Consider the following 16,852-nt stretch of genomic DNA (forward strand, 5'->3'; position numbering starts at 1 on the left):
CATCCGCTTCTCGCGGATCCGGATTGCGCGGTGCGCGGCCCGTGGCCGCTTCCCCGCGTCTGATGGAGGCCCTTTCCGCACTTCCCATGGAACCACCGCGCGGCCGTCGGCACGAGGGCCGAGTGGGCCTCCCGGGGGATCCGCTCGGCCGGCACGGTCACCAGACGTCGATGCGGCGGCCCGTGAGGGTGGCGATCTCGATGCGCACCCAGACGTCGCGCTCGCCTCCGGCCCACGGCGTGCTGTAGGCGCGTTCGGCGAGGCGGCGTACATCGTCGGGGTCGGTCACCGTGTCGGCGGGGCCGCGTACCAGCACGCTCCAGCCCTGGCTCAGCGCGTCGTCCACTTGGTCGACCTCGAAGGCGACCTCGTGGCCGATCCCTTCCGCGGGCACGGAGCCCGGCTGGGTCCGGAAGACGATGGCGTCGTCGACGACGCTGTAGTTGACGGGGACGACGACGGGCGCCTGTTCGGTGGACACCGCGAGCCTGCCCACGCCGTGCGTCGACAGCAGTCTGCGGCATTCCTGTTCGGCCAGTTCGCTCAGGCGCGGAGCACGGGCGGCGTGCCCGATGCCGGGCGGCAGGTCGACGTGGCCGCCGCCGAGCTCCGTGATGCTGGTGCGCAGCGCCCCGGCCAGTCTGAGCAGGGTGCCGGAATCCGGTGCCGCGGTGCTGTGCTCCTCCAGGTGCGCGAGGTAGCCGGGGGCCATGCCGGCCCGGAAGGCCACCTCGTCCCGGGTGAGCCCCAGTTCCGTGCGCCGCTGTTCGATGCGGCGTCCGAGGTCGCCCTGCCGTTCGGCCATGGTCACTCACTCCTCGGGGCCGTGCTGCGGATCTGTCTCCGAGTATCCGCACCTTCTCCGCCGATTTCATCCCGATATGCCGTCCGTGCTGTCCGTGCTGTCCGTGCTGTCCGTGCCCTCCCTGCCGTCCCTGCCGTCCCTGCCGTCCCTGCCGTCCGTGGCGGATGGCCGCGGCGGTACGACCGCCACCGGGCAGTGGGCGTGGTGCAGCAGTGTGTGCGCGACCCGGCCGAGCTGGAGCCCGAAGTAGTGGTGCCGGCTGCGGGCGCCGATGACGACGAGGTCGGCGGCGGCCGAGCGGTCCACGAGCACCTTCCGGGCCGAGCCTTCCACCGTGGTGCGGCGCACACGGAGGCCCGGATGACCTGCGGTCGCGTCGTCGAGCAGCGTGTCGAGCAGGTCGGAGGCCTGCTGCTCGTGCTGGTACGCGGGCTCCCCGGCGAGCAGGAAGTGGTCGGCGCTCCGGTGCGTGGGACGGCGCCAGGCGCGTACGGCGTCGAGGACGCATCCGCGTGCCTCGGCCTCTTGGACGGCGAAGCGCACGGCGTCGCCGCCGGTCGCCGGGTCGCCGGCGCCGAGCAGGACGCGCTGATGGGTGGCTGCCAGGCCGGCCCGGTCCCCGCGGACGACGATCACCGGGCAGTGGGCGCGGGCGGCCACGGTCAGACCGACCGAGCCGAGCAGCAGCCCCTTGATCCCGCCCCGGCCACGTGTTCCCGTCACCAGGACGAAGGCGTTGTCGCATTCGTGCAGCAGGGCGTCCGCCGCCTCCTGGGGAAGGATGTCGGTGGTCGCCTTCACGTCCGGGTTGCGCGCCCGTGCCCGCTCCGCCGCCGAGGCGACGACGTTCTCGGCCATCACCTGCTCGGAGGGACGTACCGGGCTGCCCGTCGGCACGGTGCCCTCGTAGCGCTCCCAGAGGGAGGCGTACACCAGCCGCAGCCGGAGCCCGCGGCGGGCGGCCTCGTCCACCGCCCAGTCGACCGCCGTCAGGCTGGACTCCGATCCGTCCACACCCACGACCACGGGCAGTTCCATCATCGGGCTCACCGCCTTTCGCCGGGCTGCCACCGCGTGCAGCACGAAACTCCACTGCCACCGTCGCACGCGCCGGGGCTCGGTGGTGAGGGCCGTTCGGCCCCGCCGGAGCCCGCGCGGTCCCCCGGCGTCGGCCCGCTTCCGCCCGGCAGGCCACCGGCCGGCCCGTGCTGCCCGGCGCCGCCCGCATGGTGCGCGCCGTCGAGGGCGTGGTCGACGTCGGGTGCGACCTGAGCACCGGATCGGTGTGGAGCGATCGGCAGTGACCTGCCGGAACCCACGCGAGACGCGGCTTCGCGGAAGCCGGAACGCGGGGCCGAGGAGAGAGTGGGCCGCATGGCCGAGAAGAACGCGGCGGCGCTGCCCCGCAAGAGGTACGAGAGCGAACTGCTGCGGGGCGCAGGGCGCCCGGCTGGTCGTCGTCTTCGAGGGACGGGACGCGGCCGGCAAGGGCGGCACGATCCAACGGGCCACCCAGTACCTCGACCCCCGCGTCGCCCGGATCGCCGCGCTGCCCGAGCCGACCGAGCGGCAGCGCACCCAGTGGTACGTCCAGCGGTACGTCGAGCATCTGCCGGCCGCCGGTGAGATCGACGGAGTCGGTCGGGGCGGACCGTATCTTCCCCACCCTGCCGACCGCGGTGGCCGCCTGCCGGCGGTGGGCCACGGATTCGGACCACCGGGACAAAGGCGACCGCATCTGAACAACCGGGGACGCGCAGGGGAAGGGTTCGGCCACCGGCCCGACGATTTCCGACCACTGCCCCGACATGACGCGACAAGTCAGGGCGGCGGGCCCCCGGATGCGTTGGGATGGCGCCAGCAACACGAGCGACCTGGTGGTGTGGGTATGAACGCATTCGTGGAGGGGCCGGCACGGTCGGCCGACCCGGCGGTGCTGGAGCGGTGCCGGTGCGGCGCCCGGTTGCCCCAGGGCGGCCCGTCCGCGGCCGAGGAACGGTTCCGCGGGCTGCTGGAGGCGGCGCCGGACGCCATGGTCATCGTCGACGACACCGGCATCATCAGGCTGGTCAACGCCCAGACGGAGGCCCTGTTCGGCTACCGGCGCGAGGAACTGCTCGGCCGCCCGGTCGAGTTGCTGGTGCCGCACCGCTTCCGGGCCCACCACACCCGGCACCGCGACGGGTACGCCGCCAATCGGCAGGTGCGTCCGATGGGGGCGGGGCTGGAACTGCACGGGGTGCGCAAGAACGGCAGCGAGTTCCCCGTGGAGATCAGCCTCAGCCCCATGGAGACGGCGGACGGGCTGCTGGTGTCGGCGGCCGTGCGCGACGTCAGCGACCGCAGGGCGGCCGAGGCCCGGATCAACGAACTCGCCGCGCTCGTGGAGTCCTCCCAGGACGCCATCCTCGCCAAGACCCTCGACGGGTACATCACCTACTGGAACGCCGCCGCCGGACGGCTGTACGGCTACACGGCCGAGGAGGCCATCGGTCGGCACGTGTCCCTGCTCGCCCCGGCGGAACTCCAGGACGACATCTGCGCGCTGCTGAAGCGGCTGCGGCACGGGGAGAAGGTCGAGCACTTCGAGGCCCTGCGGGTCACCAAGGACGGCGCCCTGCTGGACGTCGACGTCACGCTGTGGCCGACCCGGGACACCGGGGGCAAGGTCGTCGGCGCGTGCGCGATCGTCCGCGACATCAGTGACCGCAAGCGCGCGGAGGCCGAGCTCACCGCCCTGCTGGAACAGCAGCGGCACATCGCCCTCACCCTTCAGCGCAGCCTCATGGGAACGCCTCCCGCCCTGCCCGGTCTGGACACCGCCAGCCGCTACCGGCCCGCCACTCAGGGCGCCGGTGTCGGCGGCGACTGGTTCGACCTGATACCGCTGGGCGCCGGACGGGTCGGGGTCCTCATCGGTGACGTGATGGGCCGCGGGCTGGAGGCGGCCGCCGTGATGGGCCAGCTGCGCTCGGCCGCGCACGCGCTCGCCAAGACGGGAATGCAGCCCCGCCAGCTGATGCAGGCCCTCGACACCGTCGTCACCGACCTGGACGTCCCCGACCAGCTGGTCACCTGCTGCTACCTGATCATCGCGCCGGACGCGGGCACCGTGACGGTCTGTTCGGCCGGGCATCTGCCGACCCTCGTCGTCGGCCCCTGGGAGGGCGTCCGCGTCCTTTCCACGCCGGTCAACGCCCCGCTCGGCGTCGGTGGCGTCCTCTACGAACAGTCCTGCACGGCCATGGCGCCCGGCGCCACGCTCGTGCTGTACACCGACGGTCTGATCGAGACGCCCGGCAGCGACATCGAGGCGCGGATCGGTGAACTCACCACCGTCCTCGACACCTTCTTCCCGCAGGCCACCGGGCTGGAGGAGGCCGCCGACCGGGTGCTCGCCGAGTTGCTCCCCGACGCCGACGGTCACAACGACGACGTGACGCTGCTACTGGCGCAGCTCCCGGCGGCGCCCTTGGCCGCCGTCACGACCGACCTGCCCGCGACCCCGTCCTCCGTTCCCGAGGGGCGGGCGTTCCTCAGCCGGACCCTGATCTCGTGGGAGTGCGCCGCAGCGGCCGACGACGCCCTCCTGCTGCTGTCCGAGACCCTCACCAACGCGGTGCAGCACGCCGAAGGGCCTCTGGGGCTGCGCCTGTGCCGCACCGCCACCGATCTCACCGTCGAGGTCAGCGACCGCAGCCCGCACCTCCCCCAGCCCCGCCACGCATCCGAGGACGAGGAGTCCGGCCGGGGCCTGTTCCTGGTCCGCACCATCGCCGGCAGCTGGGGGGTACGGCCGACGGACGAGGGCAAGACGACCTGGTTCACCCTGAGGCTGTGAGCGAAGAGAACCGTGCCTTGTTCTTGGCGCAGGGGCACGTGCCACACCAGCCTCGCCCCTCCGCCCTCCGGGGTGGTGATCTCCATGTCGCCGCCCAGCTTCCGGGCCCGTTCCGTCATGTTGGCGAGGCCGCTGCGGCGGCCCCCAGGCGGTATGCCGACGCCGGCGTCGGTTACCGTGAGCCGCACCTCGGTGCCGTCGGATTCCAGCACCACCTCGGCCCTGTCGGCGCGGGCGTGCCGGGCGATGTCGGTCAGGGACTCGGAGAGCACGGCCACGATGTGGTCGGCGATCCCCTGCGGCACATGGGTGTCGAGCAGGCCCTCCATCCGGGCGCTGGGCGCGAAGCCCAGCACCGGTGCGGCGCCACCGACCACCCGCACCGCGCGGGCCCGCAGCCCGGGTGCCTCGTCGTGAAGTGTTCGGCGTGGGTGTTCGGCCTTCACCCGTATCCCTGCCCGTCGCCGGGGCCCGAGACCAGGGCCGCGCGGCCCTGGTTCCCGTTACCGCCGTTCAGCCGTTCCACACCCAGTCGGCCACCTCCGGCAGGTCCGTGCCGTGCTCCCGGATCCACAGATGATGGCGCTGCCGGGCGTCCTCCATGCGCTGGCGTACGGGCGCGGCCCGCACCGCCAGGCCGGGGACGCGGTCGATGACGTCCATCACGAGGCGGTAGCGGTCCAGGTCGTTGCGGACCACCATGTCGAACGGCGTGGTCGTGGTGCCGATCTCCTTGTAGCCGCGCACGTGCAGGTGGTGGTGGCCCTCGCGCCGGTAGGCCAGACGGTGGATCAGCCACGGGTAGCCGTGGTACGCGAAGATCACTGGCTTGTCGGTGGTGAACAGCCCGTCGTACTCGAAGTCGCTCATCCCGTGCGGATGTTCCTCGCTGGGCAGCAGCCGGGCGATGTCGACGACGTTCACCACCCGCACGGCCAGCCCGGGCAGGTGCCGGCGCAGCAACTGGGCGGCGGCCAGCACCTCCTGGGTCGGGACGTCGCCCGCGCAGGCCAGCACCACGTCCGGTTCCCGGGTGCCGTCCTCGGTGCCGGCCCACTCCCAGATGCCGGCGCCGCGCGCGCAGTGGACCCTGGCCTCCTCCATCGACAGCCAGTCGAAGCAGGGCTGCTTGCCCGCCACGACGACGTTGACGTAGTCGCGGCTGCGCAGCACGTGGTCGGCCACCGACAGCAGGGTGTTGGCGTCCGGCGGCAGGTAGACCCGCACCGCTTCCGGGCTCTTGTTCAGGATGTGGTCGACGAAGCCCGGGTCCTGGTGGGAGAAGCCGTTGTGGTCCTGGCGCCACACGTGCGAGGTGAGCAGGTAGTTGAGCGAGGCGATGGGGGCGCGCCAGGGCAGGCGGCGGGTGGTGCGCAGCCACTTGATGTGCTGGTTGACCATGGAGTCGACGATGTGGACGAAGGCCTCGTAGCAGGAGAACAGCCCGTGCCGGCCGGTGAGGAGGTAGCCCTCCAGCCAGCCCTGGCAGGTGTGTTCGGAGAGGATCTCCATCACGCGGCCGTGCGGGTCGAGGTGTTCGTCCACCGGCAGGGTGCCGGCCTGCCAGGCCTTGCCGCTGGCCGCGTAGACGGCCTGGAGGCGGTTGGAGGCGGTCTCGTCGGGACCTACGAGGCGGAAGTCACGGCGGTCGGCGGTGGCGGCCATGACGTCCTGGAGCATGTCGCCGAGGACGCGGGTCGGTTCGTGCAGGGTCGCGCCGTGCTTGTCGACCGCGACGGCGTAACGCTCCAACGGCGGCAGGGGCAGTTCGCGCAGCAGCAGGCCGCCGTTGGTGTGCGGGGTGGCGCCCAGCCGCCGGGTGCCCGCCGGGACGCAGGCCAGGACGTCGGGGCGCGGGGCACCGTGCTCGTCGAACAGCTCCTCGGGGCGGTACGAGCGCAGCCACTGCTCCAGCTGCCGCAGGTGCTCCGGGTTGTCCCGTACGGCGGCCAGCGGCACCTGGTGAGCGCGCCAGGTGCCCTCCACGGGCAGTCCGTCGACCTCGGCCGGGCCGGTCCAGCCCTTCGGAGTGCGCAGCAGGATCACCGGCCAGCGGGGCCGGTCCGTGGCTCCGTCCTCGCGGGCGGCGCGCTGGAGAGCGGCGATCTTGTCGACGGCGGTGTCCAGGGCGTCGGCCATCGCGCGGTGCACGGCCGCCGGGTCGTCGCCGGTGACATGGATCGGGTCGTGGCCGTACCCCCTGAGGAGGTCGTCGAGTTCGCTCTCGGGCAGCCGGGACAGCACCGCCGGGTTGGCGATCTTGTAGCCGTTCAGGTGGAGGATGGGCAGGACGGCCCCGTCGTACACCGGGTCCAGGAACTTGTTCGAATGCCAGGAGGCGGCCAGCGGCCCGGTCTCCGCCTCCCCGTCGCCGATCACGCAGGCGACCAGCAGGTCCGGGTTGTCGAGGGCGGCGCCGTAGGCGTGCGAGAGGGAGTAGCCCAGTTCACCCCCCTCATGGATCGAGCCCGGGGTCTCCGGTGCCACGTGGCTGGGCACCCCGCCGGGGAAGGAGAACTGCTTGAACAGCCGGGCCATGCCGGCCGCGTCCCGGGTGACGTCCGGATAGGTCTCGGTGTACGAACCCTCCAGCCAGGAGTTGGCCAGGACGGCGGGTCCGCCGTGGCCGGGGCCCCAGATGCACAGGGCGTCCAGGTCACGGGCCTTGATAACGCGGTTGAGGTGGGTGTGCACCAGGTTGAGTCCCGGTGACGTGCCCCAGTGGCCGAGCAGGCGCGGCTTGACGTGCTCCGGGCGCAGCGGTTCGGTCAGCAGGGGGTTGGCCATGAGGTAGATCTGGCCCACGGAGAGGTAGTTCGCGGCGCGCCAGTGGGCGTCCAGGGTGGCGAGCTCCTCGTCCGTGAGCCCGGCGGACGCCTGCTGCGTGTCGACGGACATCGGGGGTTCCTTCCGGGTCGGACAGCGATCGGGGGGCGTGACGCGTGCCGGGAGGGCACAGCACCCACCCTCCCGCGGACCTCCGGGTACCCGACAGGGCCGTTCCGTCCACGTTCCCGGGCAGAGCCGCCTGTACGGGTCGCGGCTCAGGGCCCGAGGTCCTCCCCGTACAGCGTCCGCCCGCCGGTGAGCTCGCGCCCGGTGACCAGCTCCGAGTGGATGCGTATGAGCACCTCCCGGGGGGACGGTGCCCAGGAGCGCGGGCCGGTCCGGATGAGCCGCCGCTGCTCCGCGGGGTCGGTCACGACCGTGGCCCGGCCGGTGACGACGACGCTCCATCCCGCGCGCCTGGCGGCCGCGTCGACCTCGTCCGGCTCGAAGGCGACCACCGCGCCGTCGACCGCGCGGGCCGGCTCGGAGGCCGCCGAGGTGCGCAGCAGCAGCGCGCCCTCGTCGTCCAGGGAGAAGTTGACCGGCAGTGCCGTGGGCAGGGCACGGCGCATGTGCACGATGCGGCCGACCGGCACCTTCATCAGCAGTCGGAGGCACTCCTGCCGGTCGAGCTCGCGGATCCGTCATTGGCATACATGGCCGGTCCGTCTCTCGTCTTTCACGTCGTTCAGCGGTATCGCTCCATCGTCTGCCGCCGGCGGGCACCGGGTGAGGGTCCTTCGGCCCTCACTCGCCCGGAGAGCGGCCCTTGCCGGCAGGCGGTGTCCGAGCCGGAGGGATTTTTGTCTGTCTTCGCTTCGAAGATGTCATTCATGGGATTTTCCGCTCTTTAGGGCGGGAGAAGCCTCCCTGTTCCGTATAGTCCGGGCGGCGGGTGCCTGGGCACTCGAAGGGGGGAGACATGATGGTTCGTCAACAGTGGCGAAGAGCAGTTTCGTTGGCCTTCGTACTGCTGGGCTGCCTCACGGGCCTCACCGCGTGCGGCGGTGACGGTGGCGGCAGGTCGGGGGCGTCGACGGACGCCGGCGCACCGGCGACGACCGTGTCGACGGCCACGACCGACACTGCGACCGCGGCGCCGGCCGGGACACCGACCGAGGAGGAGACGGCGGCTCCGGAGCCGGTGACCACACCGGACGACACCACGGCCGCCGAGACGGACTCGGCGGACACGGAGAGGTCGTCCGGGGTACCGCGCGGGACGTGGACCGGTACCGCGCACGTCAGCGTGGACTTCGCCGACGCGGGGTGCGCCACCGCCTCGCGGTCCTACGATCTCCCCGCGACGCTGATCATCGATGATCCGGTCGGATCGGAGAGCAACTCCTTCCACCTCTCCTGGGCCAGCGACAGCCAGACGGCGGAAGGGGCCTTCGGAGTGACCTCCGCGCTCAGCGGAACCGACACCGCCGACGGCCGCGGTGTGGAGATCGAGTACTGGTCGCTGTCGGACGACGGCGGAGGGGACCTGTCCGGCCGGCTCACCGGTTCCGCCGCCGCCCAGGGCGCCGCGCTGAACCTCGTCTTCGTACCCAAGCCGCTGTTCCAGTGCGGCAGTTACACGAACTACCCCTACGGCATGGCGGTGGGGACGAGCATGGAGGGGACCGTGACCGACGCCTCCGCCTCCTTGACCCTCAGCGGCACCTCGGCCGACGGCACCAGGAGCTTCCGCGTCGAATGGTCCTAGCGGTACGGAGCTCCTGGACGACTGAGCCGGGCGGATCTCGTCGGCGGCCGCCCCGGACGAGATCGACTTCGCCGGTCACACCGCCCGGGTGTACACGCGGGGCGGCCGAGAGCGCCGGGTGCTGCTGCGCTCGGCCCCCTCGGTCCCGGGGGTACCGGAGGGCGCCCTCGCCGCAGCGTGCTGCCGATGCTGTGGGACGCGCCGGCGGCTTCGTACGCGCTGCTGAAGGCGGCTCTGGGGTCGTCGTCCGTCCTCGCGAACGCCATCTCCGCGTCCGCTCTCCTGCTCGCCCTGCGTGAGCGCCGCGACGGGAGTCCGGCCCCGGACGCCGCGCCCGGACGAGAGCCTGGACCAGAGCCAGAGCCAGAGCCAGAGCCAGAGCCCGGGCCCGGGGCAGGGGGCTGGCGGCGGTGTGGCTGCGCCTCTGCGCCTGTGGCGCGGCAGGGCCGGGACCGCCGTCGTACCGGACGCCACGGCTCCGCCCGGAGTGTTCGCCATGGGCCACTGGAGGGTGCGGGCGTCGGCCGTGGCGCTGCCCGCCCTCGTTCTCGCCGTCGCCCTGCTGCCGCCCAGCGGCGCCATCGACCGCGACCCGGTGCTGCGCCCGTCCACCGCCAGGACGGAGGACGCCTCACGCGGATGACCGGCGCATGCGCCGCGCGGTGGTACGACAGAAGCGGCCGCCGTCAGTGGCGGGGGCACGCGGTGTGGTCGGGGTGGCCCATCGTGCGGCGGCATTCCTTCAGCTCCGCCTCGTAGAGGTGGTCCTTGCCGTCGGCCAGTTCCTGACGCGCCCGAGCTTCCAGTTCGGCGAACGGCCGGTAGTAGGTGGCGTTGTACGCCTCGACGATCTGGAACGTCCAGTGCCCCGGGATGACGTTGCGGCCCAGGATCTCCCGCTGCACGCGGTCCGCCCAGTCGTCGTGGCCGGCCGCGCGCAGCAGTTCCACCGCGCGGTCCAGCTCGAAGTCGGCGCTACCGGTGAGCTGGTGGAAGGAGTACAGATGGCCGCGGGCACGCTCGGTCGTCTCCAGCGCCTTCGACAACGACCCCAGGGCCTCCACCGTCTCGTCGGACAGATGCGCGGGCCGCCGGTGTTCCACGTCGGGGCCGTCCTCGGAACCGTCATGGTGAACAGTCATCGCGGTGACAGGTTTTCCGGCGGTCAGTGGACGATGGTGAAGCTGCGCCACATCCCGGTGGAGCGGACCACTTGGTCCGAGGTCTGCGTGGGCAGGTAGAGGCTCTGCCCGCCCGGCGGTTGGGTGCAGTCGGTCGTCTGGTGCAGGATGATGTCGTTCTCCGTGTAGTTGTGGACAGCGGTCACGCCCTCGCGGAACCGGTGGCAGCCGTCGACCGAAGGGTTGGAGATCTTCTCGACGGGCCTGACCCCGTTGCGCGCGTCGATCGTGCCGAGCGCCTGCTCGTCGCAGGCCGTCAGCGCGAGGCCGAGCAGCGCGATGCCGGTGAGCGCGGCCAGCGACCGTGGAGCGGGCATCGGGCCTCCTGTGCCGGGGTGAGAGCTGGCTGGGTCGTCGTCCCCACACCACTATCCGCCGCGGACGGCGCGCGCGCCCGGCGGGTACGCCCGTTGTGGACACGTGGACGGGTCCGGCGCGCGGTGCCCGACTCGGCAGGGTGGGCGATCACAGGTGATAGTGGACGGGTAGGCCCGCGTGCTCCACGCTCGGGCACGCGTACCGGGATCGGTTCCGGAGCTATCCGGAGGTCGGGACGGACCTGGTCCATTTCCGGATGGTCGTGCCGCCCGCCCTCACCCGGTCGGCCGTCGACCTGCTCACCTCGAACGACCGTGTCTCAATCTCGTGATCGTGAGGTCGGTCCACGTCACGGGAGGTGACGCGGTCGACGGCGATGTGCCGAGGGGCGCCGCGAACGGCGTGCTGGAGGACCTGCGCGAGCTGGGCGTCGACCGGACGGGGGCGATCGCCGTGGACGGCGTCGACATGATGTTCTCGCGGAGCGGATCGAGGCCGAGCAGCCGCGCGTGCTCGCCCGCGCTCCGCTGTGGGCCGCGGTCGAGGCCCACATCCGGGCGCAGGGCGCCTACGTGCCGTCCTTCTACCTGTTTCTGGTGACCGCCGGACTCATCGGCGCGGTCGGCATCCTGACCAGCTCTCAGATCCTCATCGTGGCGGCCATGGTGGTTTGGCCCCGAGTACAGCGCGATCACCAGCATCGCCCTCGGCCTCGACCGGCACAACCGGTGCCGGGTCCGGGAGGAGACGCGTGCCCTGACGGTCGGTTTCCTGCTGGCCATCGTGGTCACTCTGGGTTTCGCGGCGCTGGCGCGAGCTGCCCACCTCCAGTCCAAGGCCTTCGAACCGGGGCTCCGGCCGGTCTCCCACCTCATCGACACACCGGACTTCCTCTCGGTCGTCGTCGCCTTCCTCGCCGGAGTGGTCGGGATCGTCTCGCTCGCCTTCGCCGACCGGCGTCAGGCGCGGGGCTCGCTGGTGCAGCTGCTGCTCAACGTGGTCGTCCTCGTGGTCGTCGGGGTCCTCACCCTCCGTGTGCAGCGACGTCTCTGGCAACGCGCGACGCGGGACTCCGGCTTAAGCTGATCTGGGGGGGTGCGTTCGGGTGAATCGCACGCCGGAAGGGGCGCCCCGATGGACGACTACCCCCTGATCGAGAACCACGGTCTGCTGGGCGATCTGCAGACCTCGGCACTGGTCACCACCGACGGGGTGATCGACTGGTTCTGCTCCCCGCGGTTCGACTCGCCGAGTGTGTTCGGCGCGCTGCTGGACAAGGACAAGGGCGGGCACTGCACCATCCGGCCGGCGCACACGACCCACGCGACCAAGCAGCTGTACCTTCCCGACACGGCGATCCTGGTGACCCGGTTCATGACCGAGGCGGGCGCCGGAGAGGTGATCGACTTCATGCCCGTGACCGGTAGGACGGTCACGCGCCGCCACCGGCTGGTCCGCCTGGTCCGCTGCGTGCGCGGCAACATGACGTTCCAGGTGGAGATCGCCCCACGGTTCGACTACGGGCGCAAGACCCACGAGTTGCACATCACCGAGCACGGAGCGGTGTTCGCCGCGGAGGACGGCACGGAACTCACCGTGCACCCGATCCGTGAACCCGACGACGCGCGGCTGGCGGACGTACTCACGGCCCGGGAAGCCGACCTGCACCTCTCGCTGACCCTGGAGGCAGGCCAGCAGCGCGGCATGATTCTGGAGACGGGCGCCGAAGGGCCGCCCGCCGAGGTCCGCCACGCCGAACACCAGCGGCTCTTCGACGAGACCGCCGCGTTCTGGCGCTCCTGGCTGAGCCAGTCCCGCTACACCGGGCGCTGGCGGGAGGTGGTGGAGCGGTCCGCGATCACGCTGAAACTCATGACCTTCGCGCCCAGCGGCGCCGTGGTGGCCGCCCCGACGGCCGCTCTGCCGGAGCAACTGGGCGGCGAGCGCAACTGGGACTACCGCTTCACCTGGATCCGTGACGCCTCCTTCTCCGTGTACGCCCTGCTGGGGCTGGGGTTCACCGACGAGGCCAGAGCCTTCATCGTCTGGCTGGGCGACCGGGTCCAGGAGCGGGCCGGCAGCGACGGGAACACGGGCCCGCTCAACATCATGTACAAGGTCGACGGCTCCTCCGACCTGGACGAGCAGCTCCTCGACCACTGGGAGGGCTACGAGCGTTCCGCGCCGGTACGGATCGGCAACGGCGCCGCCGCGCAGCTCCAGCTGGACATCTACGGCGAGGCGCTGGACAGCATCTACTTCGCACAGCAGCACGGCTTCCACGTCGGGCACCGGGGATGGACCTCGCTGCTGACGGACCTGGAGTGGCTGGCCGACCACTGGGACCAGGCGGAGGAAGGTCTGTGGGAGACCCGCGGCGGCCGGCAGGACTTCACCTACGGCCGGGTGATGTCGTGGGTGGCCTTCGACCGCGCTGTGCGCCTCGCCGAGAAAAACGGCTGGCCGTCCGCGGCCGCACGCTGGCAGGCCGAGCGGGACGCCGCCTACGAGCAGGTCATGGCCAAGGGGTGGAACGAGAAACGTGAGGCCTTCGTCCAGCACTACGGCAGTGAGGTACTGGACTCCTCGCTGCTGCGCATGGCGACCGTCGGGTTCATCACCCCCGGGGATCCGATGTGGGCGTCGACCCTGGACGCCATGGAACAGGAACTGGTCAGCGACAGCCTGGTCTACCGCTACAACCCCGAGGCCTCGCCCGACGGCCTGCGTGGCTCGGAGGGCACCTTCTCGCTGTGCACGTTCATGTACGTCGACGCCCTGGCGCGCGCGGGACGGACCGACCGGGCGAGGCTGGTGTTCGAGAAGATGATGGGGTACGCCAACCATCTGGGCCTGTACTCAGAGGAGATCGACCCGACGGGCCGTCAGCTCGGCAACTTCCCCCAGGCGTTCACTCATCTCGCGCTCATCGACTCGGCCCTCACCCTGAACGCGGCTCTCGACCGGCGGTAGCGGTCCCCGGTCAGCCGGCCGGTTCCGTGTCCGCCGCCGGTGCGGGCCCGAGGAGCACGACCGTGTCGCCCTCCGCCGGGACCGGCGGGGCTCCGGTGACCGGCTCCAGCCGGCCGTCGGCCCGTACGACGAACAAGGGCTCGTGGCCCGACGGGCGCGGTGCCGAGGCGGGCTGTACCTGGAAGCGGGCGCCCCGCTCATAGCGGGACGCCAGGGTGTGGCGGAGCAGTCCGGGGCCGAAGAGGGTGGCGCCGGTGGTGTAGGGGGCGACTACACCCCGGCTGCCGGGTGGCCGGGCCGACGCGGTGGACCGGGCCATCGACGCTGTCGCCACGGCCGTCGGCACGCCGAACAGGGCCGGGGCCAGGCCCCGTACGGTCGCCCAGGTGAGCGGCACGCCGAGCGCGATGAGCCGCAGGACGACGGTACGTGTGGCGCCCTTGAGCAGGCGCAGGTCCAGGCCCAGCCGGCGTCGTACAGGATGAGCGCCACCGACAGCGACACCAGGGCGGAGAAGTCCGGCCCCACGAGCCGGTCGGGCTCGACGACGTCGGTGAGGGCCCCGGCGGCAAACCCGGCGGGCAGCAGCACGATCAGGGCCGGGATCCGCAGCCGGCTCGCGAGGATCTGGGAACCGACGGCGAGTGCGACGGTCAGGCCGAGACCCAGCAGGACCTCGTCCTCGGTCACCGTCAGCCTTCGTCACCGGCGCCGCCGCTGCGCAGGTCGCTGTCGGTGAGGTCCTCCAGCTCGCCGTGGGTGTCCAGCCAGTAGAGCAGGGCGACCGCGGGCACGACCAGCACGACGGCGACAAGGGTGACGAGCCCGAGCCAGCGCAGTGTGGTGTGGGCGCCCGCTCCGTCGGCGACGGTGAGCGTGGTGGGGATGAGGTACGGGCGCTGTGCCATGCCCCAGGCGATGACGGCCGACGCGACCACGCCGACGGCGGTGACCCGGGACCAGGCGCCGGAGCGCGCCGCCCGCACGGCGGGCCGGGTCAGCAGCCACGCGGTGGCGAGCGTGCACAGGGCCGCCAGGATGACGAAGACGAGTCCCACGCCGTGCGTGAGTCCGTGCCACACGTGCGGCGCGTCCCCGTGGGTGACCACCAGGGTGATCACGGCGAGTGCGGCGACCGCCGCCAGCGCGCCCAGTGCCCGCCGCCGGAAGTAGGCGTCCAGGTCCGGAGTGCCGTAGCGCCGGGCGTCCGCGGCGAGGAAGACGGCACCGAGCAGGGTCGTGGTCGCCACGGCGAGCAGACCGAACAGGACCGACGTGGGGTTGGCCCAGGCGTCGGCCGAGGCCTGGGTGCCCGCCGTCACCCGGCCGGAGGCCACTCCCCCGGCCGCGGCGCCGAGGAAGAACGGCGTCAGCAGCGAGGAGAGGGCGAACATGGCGCCGTACAGGCGCCGGCCGGCCAGCCGCCGGGTGGGCTTGCGCAGGGCGAAGCCGGCGCCGCGCAGCACGATGCCGACGGCGGCCAGGGCCAGCGGCAGCCACATCGCGGTGAACACCCGCTGGAAGAAGACGGGGAATGCCGTCCACATGATGACGAGTACGAAGATCAGCCAGACGTTGTTGACCTCCCACACGGGAGCCATGGCGTGGTCGATCAGCCATCGGGGCCGCTTGCCGCGTTCCGCCCCGCCCGCGGCCAGGTCCCAGAAGCCGGCTCCGTAGTCGGTGCCGCCGGCGCAGGCGTAGGCGGCGACCGCGAGCAGCAGCACGACGGCGATGACACCGGCGATCACGGCCGGCTCCGGGTGGAGCGCGGCCCGTACGGGGTGACCGTCTCCGGTGTCCCGCCGGGTGTCTCCCGGTCGCCTTTCTCGTCGGCGAGCCGCCAGCGGGCGCGCATCTTCAGCAGCACCAGGAGGAAGGACGCGAAGACGACGACGTACACGACGACGACCAGGCCGAACATGGTCCACAGGGCGGCGGACCGCGTCGACGTCACCGCCTCGGCGACCCGCATGTTCTGGTACACGATCCACGGCTGGCGGCCCACTTCGGTGGTGATCCAGCCGCATTCGACGGCGACGACGGAGGCGACGCCGGCCACGGCGGCGCACCGGTAGAACCACGGTGAGCGGGGCAGCCTGCGGCGGCGCAGCCAGACCAGGGCGTACCACAGGGCGAGCAGCACCAGCAGGGAGCCGATCCCGACCATGGTGTCGAAGGTCCAGTGGACGATGGTGGCCTGGGTGGCCGTCGGCCGGTCGCTCGCGGGGACCGAGGTCAGCCCGGTGACCTCGGTGTCCGGGCGGAAGCCGGCCAGGATGGAGTCGAGCTGCGGGATCTTGATGCCGCCGGAGACGGTCCCGTCCGGGTGCAGCCGGCCGTAGAGGTACTCCGGGACGTGGGTGTCGGTCTTCCAGACGATCTCCGTGGCGGCGAACTTCACCGGCTGCTTGTGGAACACCTGCCGGGCGATGGAGTCGCCCAGCATGAACTGCACCGGTGTGCACACGGCGGCGAGCGTGAAGGGGATCGTGAAACCGAGCCGGTGGTACCGGTCGCGGCGGCCGCGCAGCCGGCCCATGGCGTAGACGCCCGCCGTGATGTAGCCCGCCGTCACGAACATCGCCATGACGAAGTGCCAGTACTCCGGGCCGAACATCGGCGTGAAGATCGCCTTGCGGATGTTCACGTCCACGGGGTTGCCCGCGGAGTCGAGGCTGAAGCCCCGGGGGGTGTTCATCCACGAGTTGGCGGCCAGGATCCCGAAGGCGCCGAGCAGGGCGGCGAACGGCAGCGGCAGCCCGAGCAGGAAGTGGGTGCGGGAGGGGAGCCTGCGCCAGCCGTAGAGGTAGACGGCGATCAGGACGGCCTCCAGGAAGAAGGCCCACGCCTCGACACCGAACCCGATGCCGAAGACATCGCCCCACCTGCCCATCATGCCCGGCCACAGCAGCCCGAACTCGAAGGACAGCACGGTGCCGGTGACGACACCGATCGCGAACTGGACCGCCATGACCGCCGACCACCGCCGTGCCAGCAGCAGGGCGGTCGGATCGCGGCGGCGCAGACCGTAGCCGTGCATGATGAGCGTGATCAGCGGCAGTGCGACGCCCAGCGGCACCAGGATGATGTGGGACGCGAGGGTGAAGGCCATCAGCGATCTGGCCGGGAGCGTCTGCGCCGGCACGTCCGCCAGCAGCGCGACCGTATGCATATGAGTCTCTCCGGGGCCG

At 71.9% G+C, this 16,852-nt stretch carries 13 protein-coding genes and 3 pseudogenes; 6 read left to right on the forward strand and 10 right to left on the reverse strand.

The genetic code is table 11. The features are described 5' to 3' along the window. Nucleotides 1-157: 157 nt before the first annotated feature. A complete protein-coding gene (locus ACWGJM_RS06375; RefSeq protein WP_453410508.1) occupies nt 158-805 on the reverse strand; it encodes a helix-turn-helix domain-containing protein in 648 nt (215 codons plus the stop codon). Between the two features lie 66 nt (nt 806-871). Beyond that, nucleotides 872-1,843 carry a universal stress protein gene (locus tag ACWGJM_RS06380; RefSeq protein WP_453410663.1) on the reverse strand — a complete coding sequence of 324 codons (972 nt, stop codon included), beginning with the start codon at nt 1,841-1,843 and terminating at the stop codon, nt 872-874. Nucleotides 1,844-2,105: 262 nt separating this feature from the next. Here ACWGJM_RS06380 and ACWGJM_RS06385 point away from each other — a divergent pair. Beyond that, nucleotides 2,106-2,423 (forward strand): annotated as a pseudogene (locus tag ACWGJM_RS06385) (hypothetical protein); the annotation flags it as partial. Nucleotides 2,424-2,693: 270 nt separating this feature from the next. Continuing rightward, nucleotides 2,694-4,646, forward strand: coding sequence for a PAS domain S-box protein (locus ACWGJM_RS06390; RefSeq protein ID WP_453410664.1), 1,953 nt, complete (start codon nt 2,694-2,696; stop codon nt 4,644-4,646). 29 nt (nt 4,647-4,675) lie between these two features. On the opposite strand, the pseudogene ACWGJM_RS06395 reads toward ACWGJM_RS06390, so the two are convergent. From ACWGJM_RS06395 to ACWGJM_RS06405, 3 genes and pseudogenes are all read right to left on the reverse strand, one after another. Beyond that, nucleotides 4,676-5,059: pseudogene (locus ACWGJM_RS06395) on the reverse strand (sensor histidine kinase); the annotation flags it as partial. A gap of 100 nt (nt 5,060-5,159) precedes the next feature. Next, nucleotides 5,160-7,544, reverse strand: coding sequence for a phosphoketolase family protein (locus ACWGJM_RS06400; protein ID WP_453410509.1), 2,385 nt, complete (start codon nt 7,542-7,544; stop codon nt 5,160-5,162). A 146-nt stretch (nt 7,545-7,690) separates the two neighbouring features. Next, nucleotides 7,691-8,133 (reverse strand): annotated as a pseudogene (locus ACWGJM_RS06405) (pyridoxamine 5'-phosphate oxidase family protein). A gap of 300 nt (nt 8,134-8,433) precedes the next feature. Here ACWGJM_RS06405 and ACWGJM_RS06410 point away from each other — a divergent pair. Beyond that, a complete protein-coding gene (locus ACWGJM_RS06410; RefSeq protein ID WP_453410510.1) occupies nt 8,434-9,186 on the forward strand; it encodes a hypothetical protein in 753 nt (250 codons plus the stop codon). Nucleotides 9,187-9,598: 412 nt separating this feature from the next. Beyond that, nucleotides 9,599-9,829, forward strand: coding sequence for a hypothetical protein (locus ACWGJM_RS06415; protein ID WP_453410511.1), 231 nt, complete (start codon nt 9,599-9,601; stop codon nt 9,827-9,829). Between the two features lie 43 nt (nt 9,830-9,872). On the opposite strand, the gene ACWGJM_RS06420 is transcribed toward ACWGJM_RS06415, so the two are convergent. Further along, nucleotides 9,873-10,328 (reverse strand): hypothetical protein, encoded by a 456-nt coding sequence (locus ACWGJM_RS06420; protein WP_453410512.1) that lies wholly within the window; start codon nt 10,326-10,328, stop codon nt 9,873-9,875. A 23-nt stretch (nt 10,329-10,351) separates the two neighbouring features. Next, nucleotides 10,352-10,684, reverse strand: a complete 333-nt coding sequence (locus ACWGJM_RS06425; protein ID WP_453410513.1) for a hypothetical protein — start codon at nt 10,682-10,684, stop codon at nt 10,352-10,354. 700 nt (nt 10,685-11,384) lie between these two features. On the opposite strand from ACWGJM_RS06425, the gene ACWGJM_RS06430 reads away from it, so the two are divergent. Both ACWGJM_RS06430 and ACWGJM_RS06435 read left to right on the forward strand, forming a co-directional pair. Next, nucleotides 11,385-11,771, forward strand: a complete 387-nt coding sequence (locus ACWGJM_RS06430) for a DUF389 domain-containing protein (RefSeq protein ID WP_453410665.1) — start codon at nt 11,385-11,387, stop codon at nt 11,769-11,771. A gap of 48 nt (nt 11,772-11,819) precedes the next feature. Continuing rightward, the gene (locus ACWGJM_RS06435; protein WP_453410514.1) at nt 11,820-13,658 is read left to right on the forward strand and encodes a glycoside hydrolase family 15 protein; all 1,839 of its coding nucleotides are present in this window, start codon (nt 11,820-11,822) and stop codon (nt 13,656-13,658) included. 10 nt (nt 13,659-13,668) lie between these two features. Here the strand turns inward: ACWGJM_RS06435 and ACWGJM_RS06440 are convergent, their stop codons facing one another. From ACWGJM_RS06440 to ACWGJM_RS06450, 3 genes are all read right to left on the reverse strand, one after another. Continuing rightward, entirely contained in the window at nt 13,669-14,055 is a 387-nt protein-coding gene (locus tag ACWGJM_RS06440; RefSeq protein WP_453410515.1) for a hypothetical protein, read from the reverse strand. A gap of 295 nt (nt 14,056-14,350) precedes the next feature. Continuing rightward, nucleotides 14,351-15,409: a cytochrome d ubiquinol oxidase subunit II gene (locus tag ACWGJM_RS06445; RefSeq protein ID WP_453410516.1), complete on the reverse strand. Its 1,059-nt coding sequence runs from the start codon at nt 15,407-15,409 to the stop codon at nt 14,351-14,353. Beyond that, complete coding sequence (locus ACWGJM_RS06450) at nt 15,406-16,833, reverse strand: cytochrome ubiquinol oxidase subunit I (protein ID WP_453410517.1); 1,428 nt, start codon at nt 16,831-16,833, stop codon at nt 15,406-15,408. Before ACWGJM_RS06450 ends, ACWGJM_RS06445 begins: the two co-directional genes overlap by 4 nt. Between the last annotated feature and the right edge of the window lie 19 nt (nt 16,834-16,852).

Source organism: Streptomyces sp. NPDC054834, from assembly GCF_053611185.1.

Bases quoted from the DNA above. Each gene is read 5' to 3' on its own strand.
- ACWGJM_RS06400 (WP_453410509.1), bottom strand. From the start codon at position 7,544: ATGTCCGTCGACACGCAGCAGGCGTCCGCCGGGCTCACGGACGAGGAG.
- ACWGJM_RS06435 (WP_453410514.1), top strand. From the start codon at position 11,820: ATGGACGACTACCCCCTGATCGAGAACCACGGTCTGCTGGGCGATCTG.
- ACWGJM_RS06375 (WP_453410508.1), bottom strand. From the start codon at position 805: ATGGCCGAACGGCAGGGCGACCTCGGACGCCGCATCGAACAGCGGCGC.
- ACWGJM_RS06380 (WP_453410663.1), bottom strand. From the start codon at position 1,843: ATGGAACTGCCCGTGGTCGTGGGTGTGGACGGATCGGAGTCCAGCCTG.
- ACWGJM_RS06390 (WP_453410664.1), top strand. From the start codon at position 2,694: ATGAACGCATTCGTGGAGGGGCCGGCACGGTCGGCCGACCCGGCGGTG.
- ACWGJM_RS06420 (WP_453410512.1), bottom strand. From the start codon at position 10,328: ATGACTGTTCACCATGACGGTTCCGAGGACGGCCCCGACGTGGAACAC.
- ACWGJM_RS06425 (WP_453410513.1), bottom strand. From the start codon at position 10,684: ATGCCCGCTCCACGGTCGCTGGCCGCGCTCACCGGCATCGCGCTGCTC.
- ACWGJM_RS06450 (WP_453410517.1), bottom strand. From the start codon at position 16,833: ATGCATACGGTCGCGCTGCTGGCGGACGTGCCGGCGCAGACGCTCCCG.